At 67.4% G+C, this 20,937-nt stretch carries 15 protein-coding genes and 1 pseudogene; 4 read left to right on the top strand and 12 right to left on the bottom strand.

Going from position 1 to position 20,937, the window contains the following annotated elements; all coding sequences use genetic code 11:
* From RBR29_RS04810 to RBR29_RS04770, 9 genes and pseudogenes are all read right to left on the bottom strand, one after another.
* Positions 1-562, bottom strand: a pseudogene (locus tag RBR29_RS04810) (hypothetical protein); the annotation flags it as partial.
* Between the two features lie 38 nt (positions 563-600).
* Positions 601-4,542 (bottom strand): amino acid adenylation domain-containing protein, encoded by a 3,942-nt coding sequence (locus RBR29_RS04805; RefSeq protein ID WP_320347781.1) that lies wholly within the window; start codon positions 4,540-4,542, stop codon positions 601-603.
* Positions 4,539-4,781: a phosphopantetheine-binding protein gene (locus RBR29_RS04800; RefSeq protein ID WP_320347779.1), complete on the bottom strand. Its 243-nt coding sequence runs from the start codon at positions 4,779-4,781 to the stop codon at positions 4,539-4,541. Before RBR29_RS04800 ends, RBR29_RS04805 begins: the two co-directional genes overlap by 4 nt.
* Before the next feature lie 39 nt (positions 4,782-4,820).
* Positions 4,821-6,521 (bottom strand): AMP-binding protein, encoded by a 1,701-nt coding sequence (locus RBR29_RS04795; RefSeq protein WP_320347786.1) that lies wholly within the window; start codon positions 6,519-6,521, stop codon positions 4,821-4,823.
* Between the two features lie 130 nt (positions 6,522-6,651).
* The gene (locus tag RBR29_RS04790; RefSeq protein ID WP_320347778.1) at positions 6,652-7,392 is read right to left on the bottom strand and encodes a 4'-phosphopantetheinyl transferase superfamily protein; all 741 of its coding nucleotides are present in this window, start codon (positions 7,390-7,392) and stop codon (positions 6,652-6,654) included.
* Between the two features lie 21 nt (positions 7,393-7,413).
* Positions 7,414-8,304, bottom strand: coding sequence for an alpha/beta fold hydrolase (locus RBR29_RS04785; protein WP_320347777.1), 891 nt, complete (start codon positions 8,302-8,304; stop codon positions 7,414-7,416).
* Positions 8,301-9,461 (bottom strand): ABC transporter substrate-binding protein, encoded by a 1,161-nt coding sequence (locus tag RBR29_RS04780; RefSeq protein WP_320347775.1) that lies wholly within the window; start codon positions 9,459-9,461, stop codon positions 8,301-8,303. Before RBR29_RS04780 ends, RBR29_RS04785 begins: the two co-directional genes overlap by 4 nt.
* Complete coding sequence (locus RBR29_RS04775) at positions 9,458-10,243, bottom strand: ABC transporter ATP-binding protein (protein ID WP_320347773.1); 786 nt, start codon at positions 10,241-10,243, stop codon at positions 9,458-9,460. The genes RBR29_RS04780 and RBR29_RS04775 overlap by 4 nt, the downstream gene beginning before the upstream one ends.
* 11 nt (positions 10,244-10,254) lie before the next feature.
* Complete coding sequence (locus RBR29_RS04770; protein WP_320347772.1) at positions 10,255-11,310, bottom strand: iron ABC transporter permease; 1,056 nt, start codon at positions 11,308-11,310, stop codon at positions 10,255-10,257.
* Positions 11,311-11,413: 103 nt separating this feature from the next.
* Here RBR29_RS04770 and RBR29_RS04765 point away from each other — a divergent pair, with 103 nt between their 5' ends.
* Complete coding sequence (locus RBR29_RS04765) at positions 11,414-12,295, top strand: alpha/beta hydrolase (RefSeq protein WP_320347770.1); 882 nt, start codon at positions 11,414-11,416, stop codon at positions 12,293-12,295.
* A gap of 37 nt (positions 12,296-12,332) precedes the next feature.
* Here RBR29_RS04765 and RBR29_RS04760 read toward each other — a convergent pair whose 3' ends face one another.
* The 3 genes from RBR29_RS04760 to RBR29_RS04750 all read right to left on the bottom strand — a co-directional run bounded on the left by RBR29_RS04760 (position 12,333) and on the right by RBR29_RS04750 (position 15,472).
* On the bottom strand, positions 12,333-12,926 hold the full coding sequence (locus tag RBR29_RS04760; RefSeq protein WP_320347768.1) for a DUF937 domain-containing protein: 594 nt from the start codon (positions 12,924-12,926) through the stop codon (positions 12,333-12,335).
* A gap of 62 nt (positions 12,927-12,988) precedes the next feature.
* Positions 12,989-13,375, bottom strand: coding sequence for a DUF3597 domain-containing protein (locus tag RBR29_RS04755; protein WP_320347766.1), 387 nt, complete (start codon positions 13,373-13,375; stop codon positions 12,989-12,991).
* 318 nt (positions 13,376-13,693) lie between these two features.
* Positions 13,694-15,472 (bottom strand): RNA-binding domain-containing protein, encoded by a 1,779-nt coding sequence (locus RBR29_RS04750; protein ID WP_320347764.1) that lies wholly within the window; start codon positions 15,470-15,472, stop codon positions 13,694-13,696.
* 165 nt (positions 15,473-15,637) lie between these two features.
* Here RBR29_RS04750 and RBR29_RS04745 point away from each other — a divergent pair, with 165 nt between their 5' ends.
* The 3 genes from RBR29_RS04745 to RBR29_RS04735 all read left to right on the top strand — a co-directional run.
* On the top strand, positions 15,638-17,866 hold the full coding sequence (locus RBR29_RS04745; protein ID WP_320347762.1) for a TonB-dependent siderophore receptor: 2,229 nt from the start codon (positions 15,638-15,640) through the stop codon (positions 17,864-17,866).
* Between the two features lie 41 nt (positions 17,867-17,907).
* Positions 17,908-19,095 carry a YncE family protein gene (locus RBR29_RS04740; RefSeq protein WP_320347760.1) on the top strand — a complete coding sequence of 396 codons (1,188 nt, stop codon included), beginning with the start codon at positions 17,908-17,910 and terminating at the stop codon, positions 19,093-19,095.
* An 82-nt stretch (positions 19,096-19,177) separates the two neighbouring features.
* Positions 19,178-20,937, top strand: a 1,760-nt coding sequence (locus RBR29_RS04735) for a FepA family TonB-dependent siderophore receptor (protein ID WP_320347758.1), incomplete at its 3' end; no start/stop codon positions are given.

Genomic DNA, 20,937 nt, shown 5'->3' with positions numbered 1-20,937 from the left:
CGCCCAGGAAATAGTCCTGGCCATCGTCTGACACGGGCAGCGCGTAGGTGTAGCCATGCGGGCTGGCCGCCCACAGGCGCGCCAGGACGGTGGGCAGGTCCAGGGGGCGTTCCAGTTCCAGTTCCAGGGTGCGGGCCAGCACCAGTTTGCGCAGGCCGCTGGTCTGGCGCAATTGTTCGAGCGCGGCACGCACGCTGCGTTCATACCCCGGTTGATCGGGGTGTTCATGGCGCCGCCGGATGGCCGTGCCGCATGGCGGCGGAGCATCGGGCGGCGCGGCGGTGCGCCGTACGGAACGCGGGATGAGCAACCGGGCGGGCGCTGGCCCCGAGGGGTCGTAGGGCAGCAGGCCCAGCAGCAGGGGGCGTGCGGCGTCCGCCTGGGTCTTTGCCGGTGGGTTCGTTTCGGCAAGCCGTTCGGCGGCCTGCGCCAGCAGGCGCGCAGCGCAGCGGCTGATCTCGTCCCGGGGCGTCGCCTGCAGCAGGCAGCCTTGGCCCTGCAAGCCCAGTCCTGGCGCGGTGAACAGGCTGTCGCCCGGCTGGAAATCAGCCAGGGAGTCCATGAGTGGGTCCAAGGGGGATCGGGTCAGCATGTCCATGATCAGGGTCGGGTCTCGATGTGGGTCAGGCAGGCGTCCAGGATGGGCGCGATTCGGGCCGTGGCGGCGGCGCCCGGCAGGCCGGCGTGGGTGCTGTCCACCGCATGTCGTTCAATCGTGCCGACGTGGGGCCGCCACAGATCCGGGACCAGGCCGGATTCGGCATGATCCCGGGCCGCCTGGAAGTGCAGCACCGGGCCGTCGTAGTGGACATGCCGGTGCGTGCGGACCAGGCGGTTGGTGTGGCCCACGGTCTCGAAGACCGCGTCCAGGCGCGCGTCGGACAGTTCGCCCAGCGGGTGGCCCTGGGCGCGCAGGAAGGCGATGACGCCGCTGCGGTTCAGCTGCTCTGGCGGCAGGGCGGCTGGATCGGCGCCGGCGATGTGCAGCAGCGCCTTGTAAAGGTCTTCGGGGGCGGGTTCCGGGCGGTCCCGCCAGGCTTCGCAAGGATAGGCATCCAGCAGGGCGACGGTGCCCACGGTCTGGCCGCGTGCCTGGAGTTCGGCGGCCACGGCCTGCGCCAGAATGCCGCCCACGGACCAGCCCGCCAGGTGATAGGGGCCGGATGATTGCAGCGCCAGCACCCGGTCGGCGTAGCCGCGCGCCAGGCAAGCCAGGCTGTCGGCGGCGGGCTGGCCGTCCAGGGCCAGGGCGGACGCCTGCAGGCCGTGGACCGTGCGCGGCGTGGGCAGGGCGCGTGCCAGCGTGCCATAGCACCAGGACAGGCCACCGGCTGGATGGATGCAGAACAGGGCCGGGCGGCCGCCGGCCTCGCGCAGGGTGACCACCGGGCCGAAACCGGCATGCGTGGCGCCGGCTGCCCGTGCGCTCGTATCCTGCAGGTGGGCCGCCAGGCGCGCCACGGTGGGGTACTGGAAGACCGTGCCCAGCGACAGGTCGTGGTCATCGCGCAGATTCCGGGCCAGGCGTGCCGCCAGCAGTGAATGCCCGCCCAGCGCGAAGAAATCATCGTCCGCGCCCGGCAGCGCCGACAGGCCCAGCACGGTACGGAATGCCTCGGCCACCCGGCGTTCGGCGGCGCCGCGCAGGGGGCGGGATGTGTCCAGGCCCGACAGATCGGGCGCGGGCAGCGCCTTGCGGTCGAGTTTGCCATTGGTCGTGACCGGCAGTGCCGTCAACGGTACCCAGGCGCTGGGCACCATGTAGTCCGGCAGGCGCTCGGCCAGGTAGGCTGTCAGGGCATTGCGGTCGAACGCGTGGCCGGGTTCGGTCACCCCATAGGCGACCAGCAAGGTCTGCCCGGGCCGGTCTTCGCGGGCCAGGACGGCGGCCTGGGCGATGGCCGGATGGGTGGCCAGCACGGCTTCGATCTCGCCCAGTTCGATGCGCTGGCCGCGCAGCTTGATCTGATGGTCCAGCCGGCCCAGGTAGACCACGGCGCCATCCTCGCGCCGGGTGGCCAGGTCGCCGGTTGCGTACAGACGATCATCGGGCAGCCAGGCTGGGGCCGGGATGAAGCGTTCAGCCGTCAGGTCGGGCCGTCCCAGATAGCCGGTCGCCAGTTGCCGCCCGCCCAGATAGAGCTGGCCGGGCGTGCCGGGCGGCACGGGCCGCAGCCGTTCGTCCAGCACGTGCAGCCGGGTGTTCCAGACCGGCCAGCCGATGGGGACAGGTTGGCTGTCGTCGTCGGCGCTGGCCGGCCAGCAGGACACGTCCACGGCTGCTTCGGTCGGGCCGTACAGATTGTGCAGCGCGGCTCGGAATATGCGGTGGAAACGGTCGCGCAGCGCGGCCGGCAGGGCCTCGCCGCTGCAGAACACCAGGCGGGGTTCCAGGCCCTGGGCGGCGGGTTCGTCCAGCACGGCGGCCAGCATGGAGGGCACGAAATGCAGGACGGTGATGCGCTGTTCGCGCACCAGGCGGCACAGCCAGGCCGGGTCGCGGTGTGCGTCGGGCGGGGCGACCACCAGGCAGGCGCCGCTCAGAAACGGCAGGAACAGTTCCCAGACGGAGACGTCGAAGGTCGCCGGGGTTTTCTGCAGGATACGGTCCTGCGGCCCGATGGCGTAGTGCGCGCGCATCCATTCCAGCCGGTTGACGATGGCCGCGTGGGACACGATCACCCCCTTGGGTGCGCCGGTGGAACCCGATGTATAGATCGCGTAGGCGGGGTCCTCTGGGCGGGCGTGCGGGTGGGCCTCGGTTGCGTGCTGCGCTGTCGGGTCGGCAGGATGCGCAGCGCCCAGCGTGTCTGCTGCCAGCGGGCGGGTGTCCAGCCCCGCGCACAGCGCGGCGGGGCCGATCAGGGCGCAGGCCTGGGCGTCGCCCAGGATGGCGCGCAGGCGCGTGGCTGGCTGGCGAGGGTCCAGGGGCAGGTAGGCCGCGCCACTGCGCAGGATCGCCAGCAGGCACAGCACGCGCTGCGCCGAGCGCGGCAGGGCTACGGCCACCAGGCGGCCAGGGCCGGCGCCCTGGGCGCGCAGGCGGCGGGCCGCGCGGGTCGTCCAGGTGTCGATCTCGGCATAGGTCCAGGGGCCTGCTGCGTCTTCCAGGCCGATGCGGGCGGGTTCGGCGCGCAGCCGGTCGTGGATGCGCGTCCAGAGAGTGCCCTCCGGTACGGGGTGTTCGGTGCGATTGGGCGTCAGCACCCGGCGCACGTATTCGTCCGCCGTCAGGGTGGGGACCTCGGCCAGGCGGGGTGCGGCCAGGGCGGTCGCCAGGAAGGTCGCCAGGCGCTGCAGGTGAGCCTGGATCTGCGCCTCGGTGTACAGCGTGGGGTTGGCCTCGACTTCCAGGCGCAGGCCGCTGCCGTCGGACGCCGCCCGGAAGCCGAAGCTCAGGTCCTCGACCGGCCCGGTGCGCAGCACGCTTTGCGCCGCGTCTAGGCCAGCGGCTGCGTAGGGGGTATCAAAGGGCAGGACGTTCAGGATCGGGCCGTGCAGGCGCGGCAGGCCGCCCGGCTGCGCCAGGTCGCGGCGCAGGTGCTCGGCGCGGTAGCGGCTGTGCTGCCGCAGGCGGCGCAGCGACCGGGCGGCGTCGCGCAGCGTGTCGATCAGGGGGGCGTCCTCGTCCGGGGTCCAGACCCAGGGCAGCACGTTCATGACGGTCGTCACGCTGCGGGCGCTCTGGCGGCCCAGGCGGCCCATGGCGGGCACCCCTGTCACGCAGGCGGAAGGCCCCAGGTGGCGCGCCACGTAGGCGGCGCCCAGCGCCGTCAGAATGTCGGGCCAGCCGACCTCGGCGGCGGCTTCCAGGGCCTGCAGCGATTCGACCAGTGCGGCGGGCGCATCCAGCGTCAGGCGTCGGCAGTCGTGGGCACTCAGCGCCGATCCGGCCGCCAGGCTGGCGGCAGGCACCTGGTCTGCGCACTGGGCCAACCAGAATGCGCGTGCCTGCGCACGTCGAGGATCATTGCGCCAGGCGCGGTCCTCGTCCCAGACGGGCGCCAGCGGCGCCAGCGGGGGATCCCGGTCGGCGGTGTTTGTTGCCAGGGCCTGGTACAGGCGGATGGCGCGGTGCTCGATCAGGGCCATGCCATAACCATCGGCGGCCAGGTGGTGCACCCGCTGGTACCACAGGGCCAGCGCCGGCCCGCACAGGAACAGGACCTGACGCGACAGGGGGTCGCGCACGGGGTCCACGGGCTGGCGCAGATCGTTCTGGATCCAGCCGTCCGCCTGCGTGCGCGCCTGGGGTTCCGGCAGCTGGCGCAGGTCGTGGATTTCCAGGCAGGGCATGCGCGTGGGGTCGATGCGCTGCACCGGGCCGTCGGGGCGATCCTCGAAGCGCAGGGCCAGGGATTCGGCCTCGGCCAGCGCCTGGTTCACGGCGAGCTCGAAGCGCGGCACGTCCAGCGGGGTGCGCAGCGTGGTGCAGTGCGCCGGGCTGAAGATCGGATTGGCCGGATCCAGCCGTTGGGCGTACCACAGGCCTTCCTGGGCTTCGGTCAGCGGCGCCCAGGCCGGATCGGCACTGCGGTTCACGCGGCCCCCGCCTGGCTGCGCATCACGATCGTCCACCAGTGCGCCAGCGTGGCGTTGGCGGCCAGGTCGGCGAATTCCAGGCGCGCACCGGCTTCGCGCCAGTGCGCGGCCAGTTTCATCAGGCGCATGGAATCCAGGCCCAGGTCCATCAGGTTGTCATCGTCCAGGATGTCTGCGGGCGATTCATGCAGCATGCGGGCGATGTCGGCACGCATGGATTCGAGGCTGAGAGTGCTCATGTCAGGGGCTTCGTATCGGCTGAAAGAGAAAAGGCCGGCCTACTGCGCGGCGCGTTCCCGCTGTTCCTGTTCCAGCAGCTGGGTACGCAGCTGGGCGCGCAGGGCCTTGCGGCTGGTCTTCAGGGCGGCGGTGGACGCGAAGGCGTCCACGAACACGATCTGGTCGGGGACCTTGAAATCGGCGATGCCGCGCGCACGGACCCAGCGCTTCAGTTCAGCGGGGCGTGGGCGTGCGCCTTTCGTGATGATGAAGGCGCAACTGCGTTCGCCCAGGCATTCGTCGGGCACCGCGACCACGGCGGCGTCGAAGACCTGGGGGTGCGACAGCAAGTGGTCTTCGATTTCTTCTGCGGAGATTTTTTCCCCGGCGCGGTTGATGTGGTCGCCTGCGCGGCCCTGGACCTGCAGGTCGCCTGCGGGCGTCATGCGCACCACATCGCCGGTGCGGTAGTAGCCGTCCTCGGTGAAGGCGCGCGCATTGGCCGACGGATTGGCGTGATAGGCTCGGATCGTGTAGGGGCCGCGAGTCAGCAGGTGGCCCGCCTGCCCCGGCGCGACCGGCCGGCCCACGTCGTCCAGGATCAGGATCTCGTCGTCCGGGCTGATGGGGCGGCCCTGGGTATGGATGATTCGCTCGTCCGGATCGTCCAGGCGCGTGTAGTTCACCAGCCCTTCGGCCATGCCGAAGACCTGCTGCAGCGTAGCGCCCAGGGTCGGGCGCACCCGGCGGGCGATCTCGGCGGCCAGCTTGGCACCGCCCACCTGGATGACGCGCAGGCTGCCCAGGTCGTGGCCCGATGCGGGCGCGCGATCCAGCCATTGCAGCAGCAGCGGTGGCACCAGGCTGGTGACCGTGACGCGTTCGCGTTCGATCAGGGCGAAGGCCGATTCCGGGTCGGGCGATGGGCCGAGCACGACCCGCCCGCCTGCGTACAGCGTGCCCAGAAAGCCGGGTGAGCTCATCGGAAAATTGTGCGCGATCGGCAGCACGCCCAGAAACACCGTATCGGCATCCAGCCCGCAGATGCGGGCCGATTCGCGCAGGGTGTAGATGTAGTCGTCGTGCGTGCGCGGGATCAGCTTGGACAGCCCTGTGCTGCCGCCGGAAATCTGCAGAAAGGCCACGTCCGATCCCTGCGAGACACTGGCCGGCACGGCGCTGCCGTCGGCGGCGTAGAGCGCATCCAGGTGCGGAAATGCAGCGGCTGGGGCGGCGGTGTCTGGTGCCGTGCCATCGGCAGGCGCGGCGATCCAGACATGTTCGACCTGCGGCTGGCGGCGCTGCAGTTCGCGTGCCAGCGCCGTGTAGTCGAAGCCGGCATGCATCGCGGCGGCAACGTAGGCGCGTGCGCCCGCCCCCTGGGCGAAGTGCTCGATTTCCGTGATGCGATGCGCGGGCAGGGCGTAGACCGGGATCAGGCCGGCGCGAAACAGCCCCATCACCACGGCAATGAAATCAGGGATGTTCGGCAGATGCACCAGCACGCGATCGCCCTGGCGCAGGCCGGCGTGCAGGAATCCGGCGGCCAGGGCGCTGGCGCGGCCATCCAGTTCGGCATAGGTCCAGCGCTGTGCGCCGCCGACCACGGCCAGCCGGTCTGGATGCGCCTGGGCGCGTGCCCGCAGCCAGGCGCCGAAGGTCTCGCCGCGCCAGTAGCCGGCCGCGCGGTAGCGGGCGGCGAATGCGGCAGGCCAGACTTGGGTGGGGATGGGATGGGTGGAGGATGCGGATGAATTCATTGCCATGATGGCTGCCTTATCGACATGCTCATGATAATGAGAATGATTATATATTAATCATTCATGGAATCCAGTCCGCTCATGGGCCGTGTCTTCGTCCGATCCGTCCCAGGATGACCGGAACGGTCGTTCAAACAAGGCCGTCGATCCAGTCGGACACCACCCATTTTTCCAGGGACCAGGCATCCGGGCGCGGTGCCGTTCCGGGCAGGCACAGCGCCGCGCAATGCGCCGGATCCGACCATAGCAGGCACACCTGCAGGCCCTCGATGGCGGGTCCGCCCGAGACCCGCATCATGCCTGTCGCATCCGCGTCCGTCAGCCGCAGCGATCCGGGATCGGCGCTCAGGCCCAGGCCGCAGGCCTTGAGGACGGCCTCGCGCAGGACCCACTGGGCGCAGAATGTCCGGGGATCAGGGGCCGGCGCGGATGCCTCTTGGGTGGCAGGCGGTTGGCCAGTGATCTGTTGCCACAGCCCCGCATCCACGCAGTCCGGGCAGTGTTCCACGTCCACGCCCAGCGGTCCGGGACCGATGCCGACCAGGACGAGATCGCCGCTGTGCGCGATGTTGAAATGCCAGGCGGAATGCGGGCCGGGCGTGACGGCGAGCCTGGGTTTGCCGTGCGGCCCTGTGGTCAGCGGGATCGCGGCGGACGCCAGGCCCAGGCGCTGGCCCAGCAGTCGGCGGATCAGGGCGCGTCCGACCAGGCTGCGCAGGCGGTCGTCGGGGCGCCGCAAGCGGCTGATCCAGCGCCATTCGGCCTGGGGCAGGTCCTGGCGCAGGCGCCTGGCGCCGGTCTCGTCCGGCAGCCCCTGGGACAGGATCAAGCGATACGGTCTGGCGGCAGTGGGCGCGGTCGCGGCCGTCATCGGTGCGCTCGGCGCGGGCGTTCAGGTGGCAGCCAGCGCCAGCGCACGCTGCGCTCCGGCCCGCAGCGCATCGCCGTGCTGCAGCCCGTCCAGGCGTTCAAGCGTGCATGCCAGCCAGGGGATGTCCGCCAGCCGGTCGCGCAGCGCCGTCAGCCGGGGCAGGGTGGGGATGCCGTCGGCGGCCTGGCGCGGGTGCGCCGGGTCCAGCGGATGGGTGTACCAGCGTTCCTGCGTGCTCGCCAGCAGTGTCAGCCGGACCGGATCGGACGGTGGCGAGGATGGCGCTGCGGTGGCCGCGTCCGCGTTGCCGGGTCGGGCCGGGAGCGTGCGCGGCAAACCGTCGAGCAGGGCTTCGATCCGGCCGTCCTGCCACCAGAGCGAGGGGCTGGCGCAGACCGTGTGGGCGCATCGCCCAGGGTGGCGGACCAGCGCGTAGAGCGCGCACAGGCCGCCGTAGGAATGGCCGTACAGGCACAGGCGGTTCGGGTCCAGCGGGGCCTGGTCGTGCGCCCAGGCCAGCATGGGGCCCAGCAGCGCATCCAGGAAAGCATCCGCGCCGCCGCATTGCCATTCGGGGCGGCGCGGATCGGGCCAGCGGCCACCGTCCGGCGCCGGGGGCGTGAAATCCAGCGCGCGCCGCGCCAGGGCCTGGATACGGAGACGGTTCGGCGCCGCTGCGTCCTGAGCGGCAAAGCGTGCCAATGCCAGTCCGCGCAGGCCGCCGTGGCCCGGGATCAGCACGGCGCAGCCCGCACCGCCTGCGGGTGGTGGGTCCAGCGGCCAGATCCAGTCCCCATCCAGCAGGACCAGCAGTGGCCAGCCGCTGCAAGGCGGCGTGCCGTCCGGGATGTGCAGGCGCAGGCGCCGGGCATCGGGCGACTCCGCCGCCAGCACGGTTTCCCGCAGGCTCATCGGACAGGCTCCGCCCCGGGTTGCAGGTCCACCAGATAGGTGCCTGCCAGGGGGACGGCCAGGAACCGCGCGTTGATCTCGCGCAGTGTCTCGGCCGGGTCCACGTCGGCGAAGCGGTCCGGATGGATCCAGTGGGCCAGGGCCTCGATGAACACCACGTGCAGCGGCGAATCGTTGAAGGCATGCCAGATGCCATGGCTGTTGCCTGATCGCACCGCTGGCAACGCGCCCAGGCGGTTGGCCGCGATCAGGCGTTCCAGGCTGGCGCGGGCATCGGTTGCGCGCACGCCGGCGCCGATCGCCAGGCCCGCGCCTGTTTGCGAGCCGGTGCCGGTGGCGACGTAGACCTGGGGCGCGCGCGCGTTGATGTATTCGAAATTCAGCCTGCCCGTGGCGCTTTTCAGGACGTCGGCGCCGATGTTGTGGCCGCCGGCGTAGGCGATCATCTCGTTGAAGGTGCCGGTGCCTGGCGAACTGCAGCAATCCGTGGTGCCTGCATGCGCATGGACGAAGACCGGCGGGCGCTGGTCCGCAGGCAGGTCCGCCAGCCGTTCGGCGATGGTGCGCATGTGCTGCTGGTAGAACGCGATGACGGCCTCGGTGCGTTCCGGCTGGCCGATGGCCTGGCCCAGGGCGCGCAGGCTGGGCACCGTGTGTGCCATCGGCTGCAGAAAGAAATCGATCACGATCACCGGCACCCCGGCGGCTTCCAGGCGGCCCACCAGGGGCGATTCGCTGGCGGGTTGGCCGGGCGCCAGGCCCGCGAACGAGGCGGTCATGACCACCAGGTCGGGGCGTAGCGCCAGCGTGCGTTCGACCGAAAAAGAATCCGGCGTGTGGCGTCCCACGACCGGCACTTGCGCCAGGCTGGGGAAACGCTGCAGCGCGGCCTGGTAGTCCGGCGCGAACGAGGTCCGCAGTTCGTCGGACCAGCCCGCCAGCAGGGCGGCTGGATCGGGGGCCAGCAGGGACAGCACCTGAAAGTGCCGGGCCTGTGCCAGCACGATGCGGTGTGCGGGTGCGGGCAGCGTGACCTGGCGGGCCAGGATGTCGGTGACCTGGATGGGGGCGGCGCTGGCCGCGCTGCCCAGGCAGGCCAGGGCCAGGGTCAGCGCGCGCAGCACGTGCAGCAAGGAAGACAGCGACGGCTTTTTCATGAGGCCGGGGCGCAGAGCCCGTCGATCAACACATGGGACAGGCCGCGCGAGCAGGTCTCCACCCGGGCCTGGACCTGGTAGACATCGGCCAGGGATGTGGCCGTGACGACCTGGTCCGGGCGGCCGTGGCCGACCAGTTCCCCCGCGCGGATCAGCAGGGCCTCGTCGCTGCGCTGCAGGGCGATGTTCAGGTCGTGCAGCACGATCAGCGTGGTCAGGCCGTGTTCGCGGGTTTCCTGGGCCAGCAGGTCCATCACATGGCACTGGTAGTTCAGGTCCAGGGCCGACAGCGGTTCGTCCAGCAGCAGCAGGCGCGGCGTGCGGATCAGCGCCTGGGCCAGCCCCACCAGCTGTTTCTGGCCGCCGGACAGCTGATCCAGATAGTGCATGGCCAGATGCTCGATGCCCAGGCGGCCCAGCACGTCCAGGATGCGCTGCGGACTGGCGACCTGGGCCTGCGGGTCCAGGTCCGAGGCGCGCGCAGCCACCATCACGGATTCGAAGACCCGCAGATGCACGGCGGCCGGCAGGGATTGCGGCAGGTAGACCACGCGCTGCGCACGGCGTTCGAATGACAGTTGTGTCAGGTCCTGGCCGTCCAGCAGCACCTGGCCGTGGGCGACTTTCAGCAGGCCGGCCAGGGCCTTGAGCAGCGTCGATTTGCCGCTGCCGTTCGGGCCCAGCAGGGACACCACCCGGCCCGGCTGCAGCGGCCCGGCGGACAGGCCGTGGATGATGGGGCGGTGGCCGTAGGCGACGGACAGGTTCTGGATCTGCAGCATGATCATTGCGCCTATTTCATCTGGCGGCGCAGCACGACCGCCAGAAAGAACGGCACCCCGACCAGCGAGGTGACGATGCCCACCGGCACGATGATGCCGGGCACGATGTTCTTGGATGCGATCGAGGCCAGCGACAGGATCGTGCCGCCCACCAGGGCGCTGCCCGGCAGGTAGAAACGGTGGTCTTCGCCGAACAGGCGGCGCGCGATGTGCGGGGCGATCAGGCCGACAAAGCCGATGGTGCCGACAAAGGACACGGCCAGCGCGGCCAGCACGCTGATGCGCACCAGCGCCGTCAGCCGCAGGCGCGGCACGTCGATGCCGAAGCTGGCGGCGCGATCCTCGCCCAGGCGCAGCGCGGTCAGTTTCCAGGTGTCGCGCAGCGACAGCGGCAGCAGCACGGCAAAGACCAGCAGCAGGATGCCGACCTTGGGCCAGGACGAGCGCGCCAGGCTGCCCATGGTCCAGAACACCAGGCCCTGCAGGGCCTCGGCGCTGGCGACGAACTGCACCAGCGACACCGCCGCGTTAAAGGAGAACACCAGCGCGATGCCGAACAGCACCAGCCCGGACGTGCTCATCGAGCCCCAGCGCGCCACCGCGTCCAGCAGCAGCGCCGAGACCAGCGCGAAGACAAAGGCGTTGGCGGCGATCGTCCAGGATTGCGGCACGCCCGGCAGCGTCAAGCCCAGCACGATGGCCAGGGATGCGCCGAACGCCGCCGCCGAGGAAATCCCCAGCGTGAAGGGGCTGGCCAGCGGATTGTTCAGGATGGTCTGCATTTCGCCGCCTGCCAGGCCCAGGGACAGGCCCACCGCCACTGCCATCAGGGCATAAGGCAGGCGGATGTCCCAGACGATGACGCGGGTGGTCGGATCGGCCTGGTCGGGGTGAAACAGCGCGTGGCTGAGATCCGCCCAGCCCAGGCCGGACGGCCCCAGTGTGAAATCCGCCAGGATCGAGGCCAGGATGATCAGCGACAGCAGCGCGACCAGCAGCCAGCGGCGGCGCAGCATGCGCCGGTAATCCATCAGGATCGGGGCGGGAGTCGTCAGCGTGGCGTTCATGTGGGCAAGAGGGATCTGCTGCGTGGGACGGGGTCTCGGCGCCTGAGAGGCGGATGAGTGTATAGAATGAGAACTGTTTACGACCTCGCCAGTATAGTGGAACATGCGCCCGCTTGCCTTTGATCTGCCCCTGGAAGATGGTCGCGCTTGTGTCGTGCGCGTCGCTGTGCCGCCCGGTCCCATGCCGGCGGACGGCTGGCCCGTGGCCTACGTGCTGGATCTCAGGCAGTTCGAGACCCTGCGGGCGGACCCAGGGGGCCTGCCGGGCCTGCTGGTGGGCCTGGGGCCGGCCCGGCCCGAAGACCGCTGTTGGGACTATGTGCCGGCAGGCTGGGGCGCGCGCGGCGCGGGTCGCCCGGTGGCGCTGAGGCCCAGCGCGGCTGATGGCGGTGCGGCGACTGCGCCAGCCGCGCCTGCCATGCAGACGGGCGCGGCCCGCTGGCTGCGCGTCCTGGATCGCGTGCGGGCGCGGATCGCGGACGGCTGGTGCCTGGACTCGCAGCGCCAGGTGCTGTGCGGCCATTCACTGGGCGCGGTGTTCGCTGTGTATGTCCTGACGCATCGGCCCAGCGCCTTTGATGGCTATGTGCTGTCCAGCCCCTCGGTCTGGTGGGGCGGCCGCTACGCGGTCCGCCTGCTGCGCCGTCGCCGTTCGTGGCTGTGCGCCCGGGGGGTGCCAGTCTTGGGTGTGCGACTGACGGTCGGCGCATACGAGCAGGGCCTGGCGCCCGGCGAACGCGGCCCCGATGTCGATGCGGCTGAGCAGGCCCGTCGCCTGGCCGTGCGCCAGGCGCGCGCCATGGTGGACGGCATGAGCGAATTGGCCAGGGAACTGGCGCTGTGCCCTGGCCTGCGCCTGGACAGCGCCGTGCTGTCTGGGCAGACCCACCAAAGCGCGCCGCAGGCGGCCTTGATGACCGGGTGGCGCTGGCTGCTGGCAGGCGCAAACCGCCCGCATCCGCCTGGGTCGTGTCGGGCGGACTGAAACCGGCCCGATGGGGCGCATGACGCCCCGGTGTCTATCAGCGGGGACCTGCCTTGCTGGCCATGCGCAGGATGTCGTCTAACGCGTTGCCGTCGCCGTTGGTGTCGAGCAGCGAATTCAGCGTGCCGAGCAGGCCGCCGCCCGCAGACTGGGCTGCGCCGCCCTGGCTGCCCAGTCCGCCCAGCAGGCCCCCCAGCAGTCCGCCCATCGGCGAAGCTGGCGATGCCTGGCCAGCAGCACCGCTCTGGCGGGACATGAACCCGGCAACCAGCGTGGCCAGCAAGGGCAGCATTTTTTTCAGCAGTGCGGGATCCAGGCCGCTGCTGGAGGCCGCATGCTGGGCCACGGTGCGGCTGACGTCCTTCGAGCCGAAAATCTGGCCCAGCACATCATTGCCCCGGGTCGCGTCGCCCGGTCCCAGGTCGTCTGCCGAAGCGGGCAGGCTTGCGCCACCCAGCTGGGCCAGCAGGCCATCGAGACCGCCGGCGCCCTGCGCCTGTTTCTGGAATCCACCCAGCACGGCCGGCAGCAGCGCCTGGGCGCCGCTGGTTGCCTGGGCTTCGGTGATGCCCAATTGGCGGGCAATGGGGCCCAGCCCATTGACCATGGCGAGGATATCGGTGATTTGCATGATGAGGCTCCGCACCGGCCGGGCGGGCTGCGCCGCCAGGCCGGTCTTGGGGTTGGGATGGCTCAGTTCAGCAGATCGGCCGGTACGTTGCCGCCGTTTTCCGCCAGGCGGGCCAGCACGGCCTTGTGCAGCCACATGTTCATCTGCGCCGAATCGCCCATCTTGTCGGCGGGGCAGCCCAGTTCGGTGGCCAGTTCCTTGCGCGCGCCCAGGCTGCTGTCCATGTCCAGCAGCTTCAGCAGATCGACGATGGACGTCTTCCAATTCAGTTTCTGGGGATTGGCGGCGGCTTTTTGTTCCAGTTGGCCGACCACGTCTACTACGGAAATCGCCTGCGCAGCCGGTGTGCTGGCCGCAGCGGCGGCGCTTGCAGCGGGCGCATCAGGTGCCGGCGCGGCGTGCGTGCTGCCGAAGCCCAGTTTTTCGAGAATGGTGCTGAACAGACCCATGGCGATCTCCTTGAGGTTTCGATCAGTGGAATTCAGGGGATTGAATCATCTTCGGGGCCGGGATGGGAAATTCTTGACATTGTTTGACTGGGTGGGTCCGATTCGGTGTGAGGGCTGCGCGTGGTCACGCCAAGAATTGCTGACAACTTCAGTACGTGGGTCGGCTGGTTGGTGCGCTTGTGCAGCGAGTTCGTCAGAACGCTTTCCCTTTGCTAGAAATCAGTTTTATAGAATGAAAAACATCATATAAATCAACGATTTATGATTTTCAAAGGATTTTTTCATTTACTATGTGGCTTATTTAGCAAAGACGGCAGGTTACTTGATGCGCCACATGGCATTGGTTCTGGAGCCCTCTCTCTGGATGAGCGCTTCTTTGCGCATGGCCTGCATCAGGTTGCGAATCTTGTTCATCTTCTGCGCAGGGCTTAGAACGTCAGAAAGCTTGGTCAGTAATAAGGCATTGATGTCTTGCCGGCTTGCCTGACCGTATTTTTCCAGGTAGTCGAGGATGAGTTGACGATAGTAGGTGTCATCCAATCCCCTGTTACGAATATAGCGGGCCTTGTCTCCCGTCCAGGCGGCAACTTTGGCGGAGACGAAAAAATTTGGGGCGCGCCCTTCGATCAGTTTGTCTGCCCTGAGTGCTTTGGCTTTGTCGGCGGAGATAGGTTTCTTTTTCTGTACCCTATCCAGCGACAATACCTGCTGCAAGTCCAGATCATGGCGCTTCATCAGCAAGCGCGTGTAATTCACGTCGAGAATGTTGCCGCTGATTGTGACTTCAACTCTTGGATAGCCATTGTCTGCAGGATCCAGGACGTAATCTGGCAAAGGAAAGAACCGATCACGCTGGGTTTCGAACATGCGTCGGATGCCGCTGCCAGCCTGGTCGATCATTCTCAGTCGAATCATGCCATCAATCAGCCACTGATTGCGGTAATGCTCTGGCGGTGACTGATGCTCCAGCATCCATTCGACACTGGGTGGTAGAAACTGTCCCAGGTTGCTGAACACGAGGCGATCTGGGTATTCAACCACATTTATTTTGCCGCCTAGACGGTAATCCCGATGAGCGATGCAGTTGTGTAGCGCTTCGCGCAGAACCCAGCCGTCGTAGCGCGGGACTGCGGTAGGAAACAGCTGTCCATCAGGCATGTGCTCCAACATGATATTGCGGATGCGTCCGGCCAGTTTTCCCGTGGACAGCAGTAGTGGCAGACTGAAATGCTGTGAATCCACCGTGCGGTTGTGCTCATCACGCAGCACCCAGGTCATCTTGACATCGACGGGCGATAGAAGATGAGTGGCTTCGTCCTTGCCAAGAAGCAGCAAGGCGGACCGCGTGATGCGCCCCTGTTTTGTGATATGCGCCTTGTTCAGCAAGGTGGGTATGTCCCATGAGCGCACTTGAGCCTTGATCCGTTCGTGTCGCTGCTGGTCGCGTTCTGATTTGAGCAGGTATTCCTCGAAACGCTGTCGTGCCGCTATGACTGCGTCGGGATCCAGGTCGTCCAGCGTGGCCTCGGCAATGACTTGGCCTGACCAGTCTTCCTTCTGACCCAGCAGGGCCCATAGGCGAGATTCTTTGTCTGGATGTTGCGAAAGCTTGGTCTTGTGGCTGTTGATGCGGATGTATCGTTCGCCCTTGAAAGCCAATGGCGCTGCGCGTGGTGGGTGAATTTCAAGCGCCACGATCCGCCCATCAGGATGCGGCAGTTCATGGAAATCAAAATCGGGGCGAGGCAGCGTGTTCTGTGTGAGCCACATGCTGAGTGACTGATTGCCCTCTCCTTTTGCTGAGAACGGATCGAATGTCGTGCTGATGATTGCATGCGTGGTGTTGTCTACTCCCCAGATCATCCAGGCACGGTCATGACCTTCCAGAATTGCAGCATTTCCCAGGGCCGACAAGTACTGACCGATATCTTCAGGCTTGTCCCAATTGGATTTGAATTCCACAGTGGCTCGCTCGTGTGGAAGATGGCGGAACTGATCCACCAGGGCAATCAACGAGGCGGTATTCATATGCTGTTCTCGCTCGCGTACAGACGTACGGTTCAGGCATCCAGATGCAGCAGCGAGGTTATCACGCATGGCAGAAAACAGGACGCCTGACAGGATGGCGGCGATTCAGTTGCATGCATCTCGATTCAGCATGTTAAATTAATAATTAATATCCATTCTCATTTGCATTACCATGGTGATCGAGCGCAATCGCTGCACACAACAAGCACACAACTGATACAGGGAGCGAACACCATGGTGAAATTCAGGCGGCCTCGTCGTGGGGCTGTGGCAGGGCTGTCTGTCGTTCTGGCGGCAGTCGGGCTGGGGGGCGGCCAGGCTACGGCCTGGGCCCAGGCCGCCGGGCAGACGCTGGATCGGCCCGCCCAGCCGCCGAACCGCATGCTGCAGCCGGTCGTCGTGCGCGGCGCCGCGCTGGATCCGACCACAGAGGGCACCGGGTCCTACGCCGCGCAGGCCAGCAACATGTCCACGCGCCTGAACCTGTCGGTGCGCGAAACGCCGCAGTCCGTCAGCGTCATCACCCGCCAGCGCATGGACGATCAGGGCCTGACCACACTGGCCGATGTGGTGGACAACACGCCGGGCCTGGTGATGAATGTCGCGGGCAACCGGGGGTCGGACACCAGCCCGATCTATGCGCGCGGCTTCCAGGTGGAAAACTACCAGGTCGATGGGCTCAATCAGGTCTACAGCGGCTACAGGGAAATCTTCCAGACGGCTGACATGGCGCCCTATGACCGGGTCGAGGTGATCCGAGGCGCCAACGGCCTGATGAGCGGCGTGGGCGCGCCCGGCGCGACCATCAACCTGATCCGCAAGCGGCCCATGCGTGAATTCCAGGCGCGCGCCAGCATCGAGACCGGATCCTGGGACTGGTACCGGACCGAGGCGGACCTGTCCGCGCCCCTGAACGAGTCCGGCTCCGTGCGCGGTCGGCTGGTTGCCGCCTGGCAGAAGAACGGCTCGTACCTGGAACGCCTGCAGGAACGTGGCAAGACCCTGTACGGCATCGTCGAGGCCGACCTGGGGCCCAGCACCCTGGCCACGCTGGGCTTTCTGTTCCAGAACCAGGATGCCACGGGTCATTCGCGCGGCGGCCTGCCGATGTTCTATGCGGACGGCGGGCGCACGGATTGGGACCGGACCCAGTCCGCCGCCGCCGACTGGGCCTATTCGCGGCGCCACAACCAGACCTGGTTCGCCGCGCTGGAACATCGCTTCGAGAACGGCTGGAAGATCAAGGGCACGCTGGAACGCAGCGTCTATCGCTATGACGAAGTGCTGGGTTACGCCGGCGGCGGGAATCCTGACCGCGTCACCGGCACGGGCGTGAATCTGTGGGCGGGCCGCTGGGCGGGCAAGCCGGTGCAGAACACCCTGGACGTGCATGCCATGGGGCCCTTTACCCTGCTGGGCCGGGAACACGATCTGGTGCTTGGCGCCACGGCGTCGCGCACGCGCGATGAAACCTCGCCATACACCCTGTGGTGGTTCACGGGCTGGTCCCCGGCCATTGACAATATCCATACCTGGGATGGCCGCACGCCCGGCGCGCCCGACAACCCGGCGATCGGCGATACCGTCAACCGCGAGAACCTCACCAGCGCCTATGCCACCGCGCGCTTCAAGCCGACCGACCGTCTGTCGCTGATCATCGGCGGTCGCGTCACCCACTGGGAAAACATCAAGGACACGCATTATTACGATGGCAGCGCGACGCATCTGGACCGCCACGAATCCGACAAGCTCACGCCCTACGCCGGCATCGTCTACGACCTGAGCGGCGAATGGTCCGTCTACGCCAGCTACACGGACATTTTCAAGCCGCAGAACCAGCAGGACCGGGACGAAAACTACCTGCCGCCCCTGCTGGGCCGCAGCTACGAAGTCGGCGCCAAGGGCGAACTGCTGGACGGGCGGCTGAATGTCGCCGCCGCGCTGTTTCGTGTGCGGCAGGATAACTTTGCCGTCGCCGTGCCCCGGCAGCCGGGCGACCCGAAACAGTATTACGAGGCTGTCTCCGGCACCACCACCCGGGGCATCGACCTGGAAATATCCGGCGCACTGCTGCCGAACTGGCAGGTGGCCGCCAGTTTCACCCGCGCCCTGTCGCAGGATCGGCATCGAGTCACGCTGAACCCGAACGTGCCGCAGAACACCGCCAAGCTGTTCACCAGCTACCGCTGGCCTGGCATCGGCCATGGCCTGACGGTGGGCGGCGGCGTACGCTGGCAGAGCCGCGCGTCCATCAAGCTCAAGGACCCCCAAACACAGGACCGCATCATCGAGCAGGACGCCTATGCCGTGGTGGACCTGATGGCGCGCTACCAGATCAGCCGCGACCTGTCCGTTCGCCTGAACATCGACAACCTGTTCGACAAGCATTACCACCCCGATCCGGGCTCGACCTACTACGGCGCGCCGCGTGCGTTCCGTCTCGGCCTGGATCTGCGTTTCTGAGGCCCCGGCCACCGCTCCACATCCTGCAAGGAACCCCCACCATGCGTACTTTACACCTCCGCTGCCATCGTCCGGACACGGCCCGCATACCGGCCCGACTGCTGGGCACATTCGTCCTGGGCACCGCGCTGGCGGCCTGCGCCGTTCCTGGCGGGCAGCCGGGCAAGGCCGGCCCGGACGCCCAGGCGCACAAGGCGCACACCCAGGCCCAGGCGCGGCAGGCCGTGCTGCGCCGTGACCTCGCCCCCGGGCTTTATCAACTGGTCGTGGCCGACGGTGCCGTGTTCGTGGCGTCCTCGGGCCAGCGCTTCAAGGCCGACGAGGGCGGCGCGATCTACCGCCTGGACCCGGATACTCTGGCAACCCAGGCCGTCATCCAGACCGAGCGCAAGCCCTACGGCCTGGTCCATGATGCACGCACGGATACGCTGTACGCCGGCAACACCCTGAACGGCATCGTGCAGGCCATCGACCTGAAGACCGGCAAGACGGCGAACTACCGGCTCGGCCAGGCCAAGGCCAAGGGTGGTTTCGAGCATGTCCGCCAGATCGTGCTGGACGAAGCGCACGAACGCATGTTCGTCACCAATCCCGACACGGCAGGCAAGGTCTGGATCGTGGACCTGAAGCGCGGCATCATCCTGCACACGCTGTCCGGACTGCGCAAATGGCCCGCCGGCGCGGCCTATGACCCCGCTGCGAACCGCCTGTACATCGGCCAGGGCGGCGACTATGGCGTGACTGTCATCGATCCGGACAGCGGCAAGATCCTGAATCGCTTCACCCTGGATGGCGCCGAGCCCTTCCTGGTGAACGTCGCGCTGGATGATACCGGCGCGCGCCTGTTCGGCGCCGATGCCGGCAACGGCCGCCTGGTCGTCTTCGATACCACGACCGGCCGCGTCCTGGCAGCCGTCCCTGTGGGCGAGAGCGCACTGGACGTGCGCTACAACCCGGTCCGCGACGAAATCTACGTCAGCAACCGGGGCGCTTCGCGCGCGCATCCCTTGGGCACCGGCGCGATCACGGTGATCGACGGCACGACCTATGCCGTGAAGGCGCGCCACGACCTGCCGGCGCATCCGAACAGCCTGGCCCTGGCGGCCAATGGGCAGGTCCTGTACGCCACGATCAAGGGACCGCACGACGACAAGCACCCCGCCTACCGGGCCGACGGCATGGAAAGCGTCGTGCGCATCGACCTGGGCGCCAACGGATCGCATTCCTGAAAAATGTCGATTTGTAAATAGAAATAGTTATCGTTTATATTCATAAAAATTTCACGCATCTACCGTCATCCAAGGAATCCACATGTTCGTCTCCAAGGTCCAGGGCCGCGCCCTGCCGCCGGTTGGCCTGCTCATTGCCCTGGGCCTGGCCGCTGCCCCGGCTGGCGCGCAATCATCCAGCGATGTCACCCAACTCGACCGTGTCGTCGTCAAGGCCGAACAGGAACTGAAACAGACTCCGGGCGCATCCACCATCACGGCCGGGGACATCCAGAAATCCCCGCCCGCCACCGACGTGTCGGAAATCATCCGCACCATGCCGGGCGTGAACCTGACCGGCAATTCGTCCAGCGGCCAGCGCGGCAACAACCGCCAGATCGACATCCGCGGCATGGGCCCGGAAAACACCCTGATCCTGATCGATGGCAAGCCCGTGTCCTCGCGCGGGTCGGTGCGCTTTGGCTGGCGCGGCGAACGCGACACGCGCGGCGACACCAACTGGGTGCCGCCCGAACTGATCGAGCGCATCGAAGTGCTGCGCGGTCCCGCCGCCGCGCGCTATGGCAACGGTGCCGCCGGTGGCGTAGTGAACATCATCACCAAGCCGGCTGCAGACCGGCTGAGCGGTTCGGTGTCGGTGTACGCAAACGCGCCCGAACACAGCGACGAAGGCGCCACCGCCCGCACCACCTTCAGCCTGACCGGCCCGATTGCCGACCGTCTGGATTTCCGCCTGAGCGGCAGTGCGGCGAATTTCCAGGGGGATGCGTGGGACATCAACGACGGCCATCAGTCGCTCAGATTGGGGGGCAACAAGGGCACATTCCCGGCAGGCCGCGAAGGCTACAAGCATCGGGATATCAACGGTGTGCTGAGCTGGAAGCCCGCTGCCGGCCATCGGATCGCTTTCGAGGCCGGCTACGGCCGCCAGGGCAATATCTACGTCGGCGATACGCAGAACACCAACCTGGACAAGAAGACGGGCTATGTGAAGGGGGCCCTGGGCGGGGAAACCAACCGGATCTATCGGCAGACCTATGCCATCACCCATGCGGGCGACTGGAATCCGGCCACCCACACCCTCAGCTACCTGCAATACGAGCAGACGCGCAATACCCGGACCCTGGAAGGCCTGGCGGGCGGGACAGAAGGGCTGTTCAGCGGGCGGGAATTCGGCGACATCAATCTGCGCACGTTGACCGCCCACACCGAACTGAACCGCCGCCTGGACTGGGGCGGCATCGACCAGATGGGCACGGTTGGCCTGGAATGGGTGCGCCAGGACCTGGAGGATTATTCATCCGATCTGGCCGCGCGCAATCACCCGAGCGGCAAAATGCCCGCCGTGCCCTTTGCCTACGCACCCAAGGCCCATGCCACGATCTATTCGGTGTTCGTCGAGGACAATCTGTATATCGGCGACCGCTGGACCGTGACGCCCGGCCTGCGTTTCGATCACCACAGCCTGCAGGGCAACAACTGGAGCCCGGCGTTGAACCTGTCCTACATGGTCAACGACCAGTGGACGGTGAAGGCCGGCATCGCCCGGGCCTACAAGGCGCCCAATCTGTACCAGAGCAACCCCGGGTATGCGCTCTACAGCGACGGCAATGGCTGCTGGGGCAACACCAAATCGGGTGATCCCGCGTGCTTTCTGCTGGGCAATGCCGACCTGAAAGCCGAAACCAGCCTCAACAAGGAATTGGGCATCGAATTCCGCAGCCCCGACGGCCTGGGCGCCAGCCTGACCTATTTCCACAATGATTACCGCGACAAGATCGAGGCCGGCCGCACGCCGGTGGCCCAGTTCGCCAACAGTCTGGGGAAATCGACGAGCGTCTT

The sequence above is a fragment of the Castellaniella sp. genome (genome assembly GCF_034007085.1).
GTDB lineage: Bacteria > Pseudomonadota > Gammaproteobacteria > Burkholderiales > Burkholderiaceae_B > Castellaniella.
The sequence above is the reverse complement of the archived record's forward strand: the minus strand, read 5'-3'. Positions and strand labels throughout refer to the sequence as shown.

Bases quoted from the DNA above. Each gene is read 5' to 3' on its own strand.
- RBR29_RS04765 (WP_320347770.1), top strand. From the start codon at position 11,414: ATGCGCCCGCTTGCCTTTGATCTGCCCCTGGAAGATGGTCGCGCTTGT.
- RBR29_RS04785 (WP_320347777.1), bottom strand. From the start codon at position 8,304: ATGAGCCTGCGGGAAACCGTGCTGGCGGCGGAGTCGCCCGATGCCCGG.
- RBR29_RS04740 (WP_320347760.1), top strand. From the start codon at position 17,908: ATGCGTACTTTACACCTCCGCTGCCATCGTCCGGACACGGCCCGCATA.
- RBR29_RS04760 (WP_320347768.1), bottom strand. From the start codon at position 12,926: ATGCAAATCACCGATATCCTCGCCATGGTCAATGGGCTGGGCCCCATT.
- RBR29_RS04755 (WP_320347766.1), bottom strand. From the start codon at position 13,375: ATGGGTCTGTTCAGCACCATTCTCGAAAAACTGGGCTTCGGCAGCACG.
- RBR29_RS04795 (WP_320347786.1), bottom strand. From the start codon at position 6,521: ATGAATTCATCCGCATCCTCCACCCATCCCATCCCCACCCAAGTCTGG.
- RBR29_RS04750 (WP_320347764.1), bottom strand. From the start codon at position 15,472: ATGCGTGATAACCTCGCTGCTGCATCTGGATGCCTGAACCGTACGTCT.
- RBR29_RS04800 (WP_320347779.1), bottom strand. From the start codon at position 4,781: ATGAGCACTCTCAGCCTCGAATCCATGCGTGCCGACATCGCCCGCATG.
- RBR29_RS04775 (WP_320347773.1), bottom strand. From the start codon at position 10,243: ATGCTGCAGATCCAGAACCTGTCCGTCGCCTACGGCCACCGCCCCATC.
- RBR29_RS04780 (WP_320347775.1), bottom strand. From the start codon at position 9,461: ATGAAAAAGCCGTCGCTGTCTTCCTTGCTGCACGTGCTGCGCGCGCTG.
- RBR29_RS04790 (WP_320347778.1), bottom strand. From the start codon at position 7,392: ATGACGGCCGCGACCGCGCCCACTGCCGCCAGACCGTATCGCTTGATC.
- RBR29_RS04745 (WP_320347762.1), top strand. From the start codon at position 15,638: ATGGTGAAATTCAGGCGGCCTCGTCGTGGGGCTGTGGCAGGGCTGTCT.
- RBR29_RS04770 (WP_320347772.1), bottom strand. From the start codon at position 11,310: ATGAACGCCACGCTGACGACTCCCGCCCCGATCCTGATGGATTACCGG.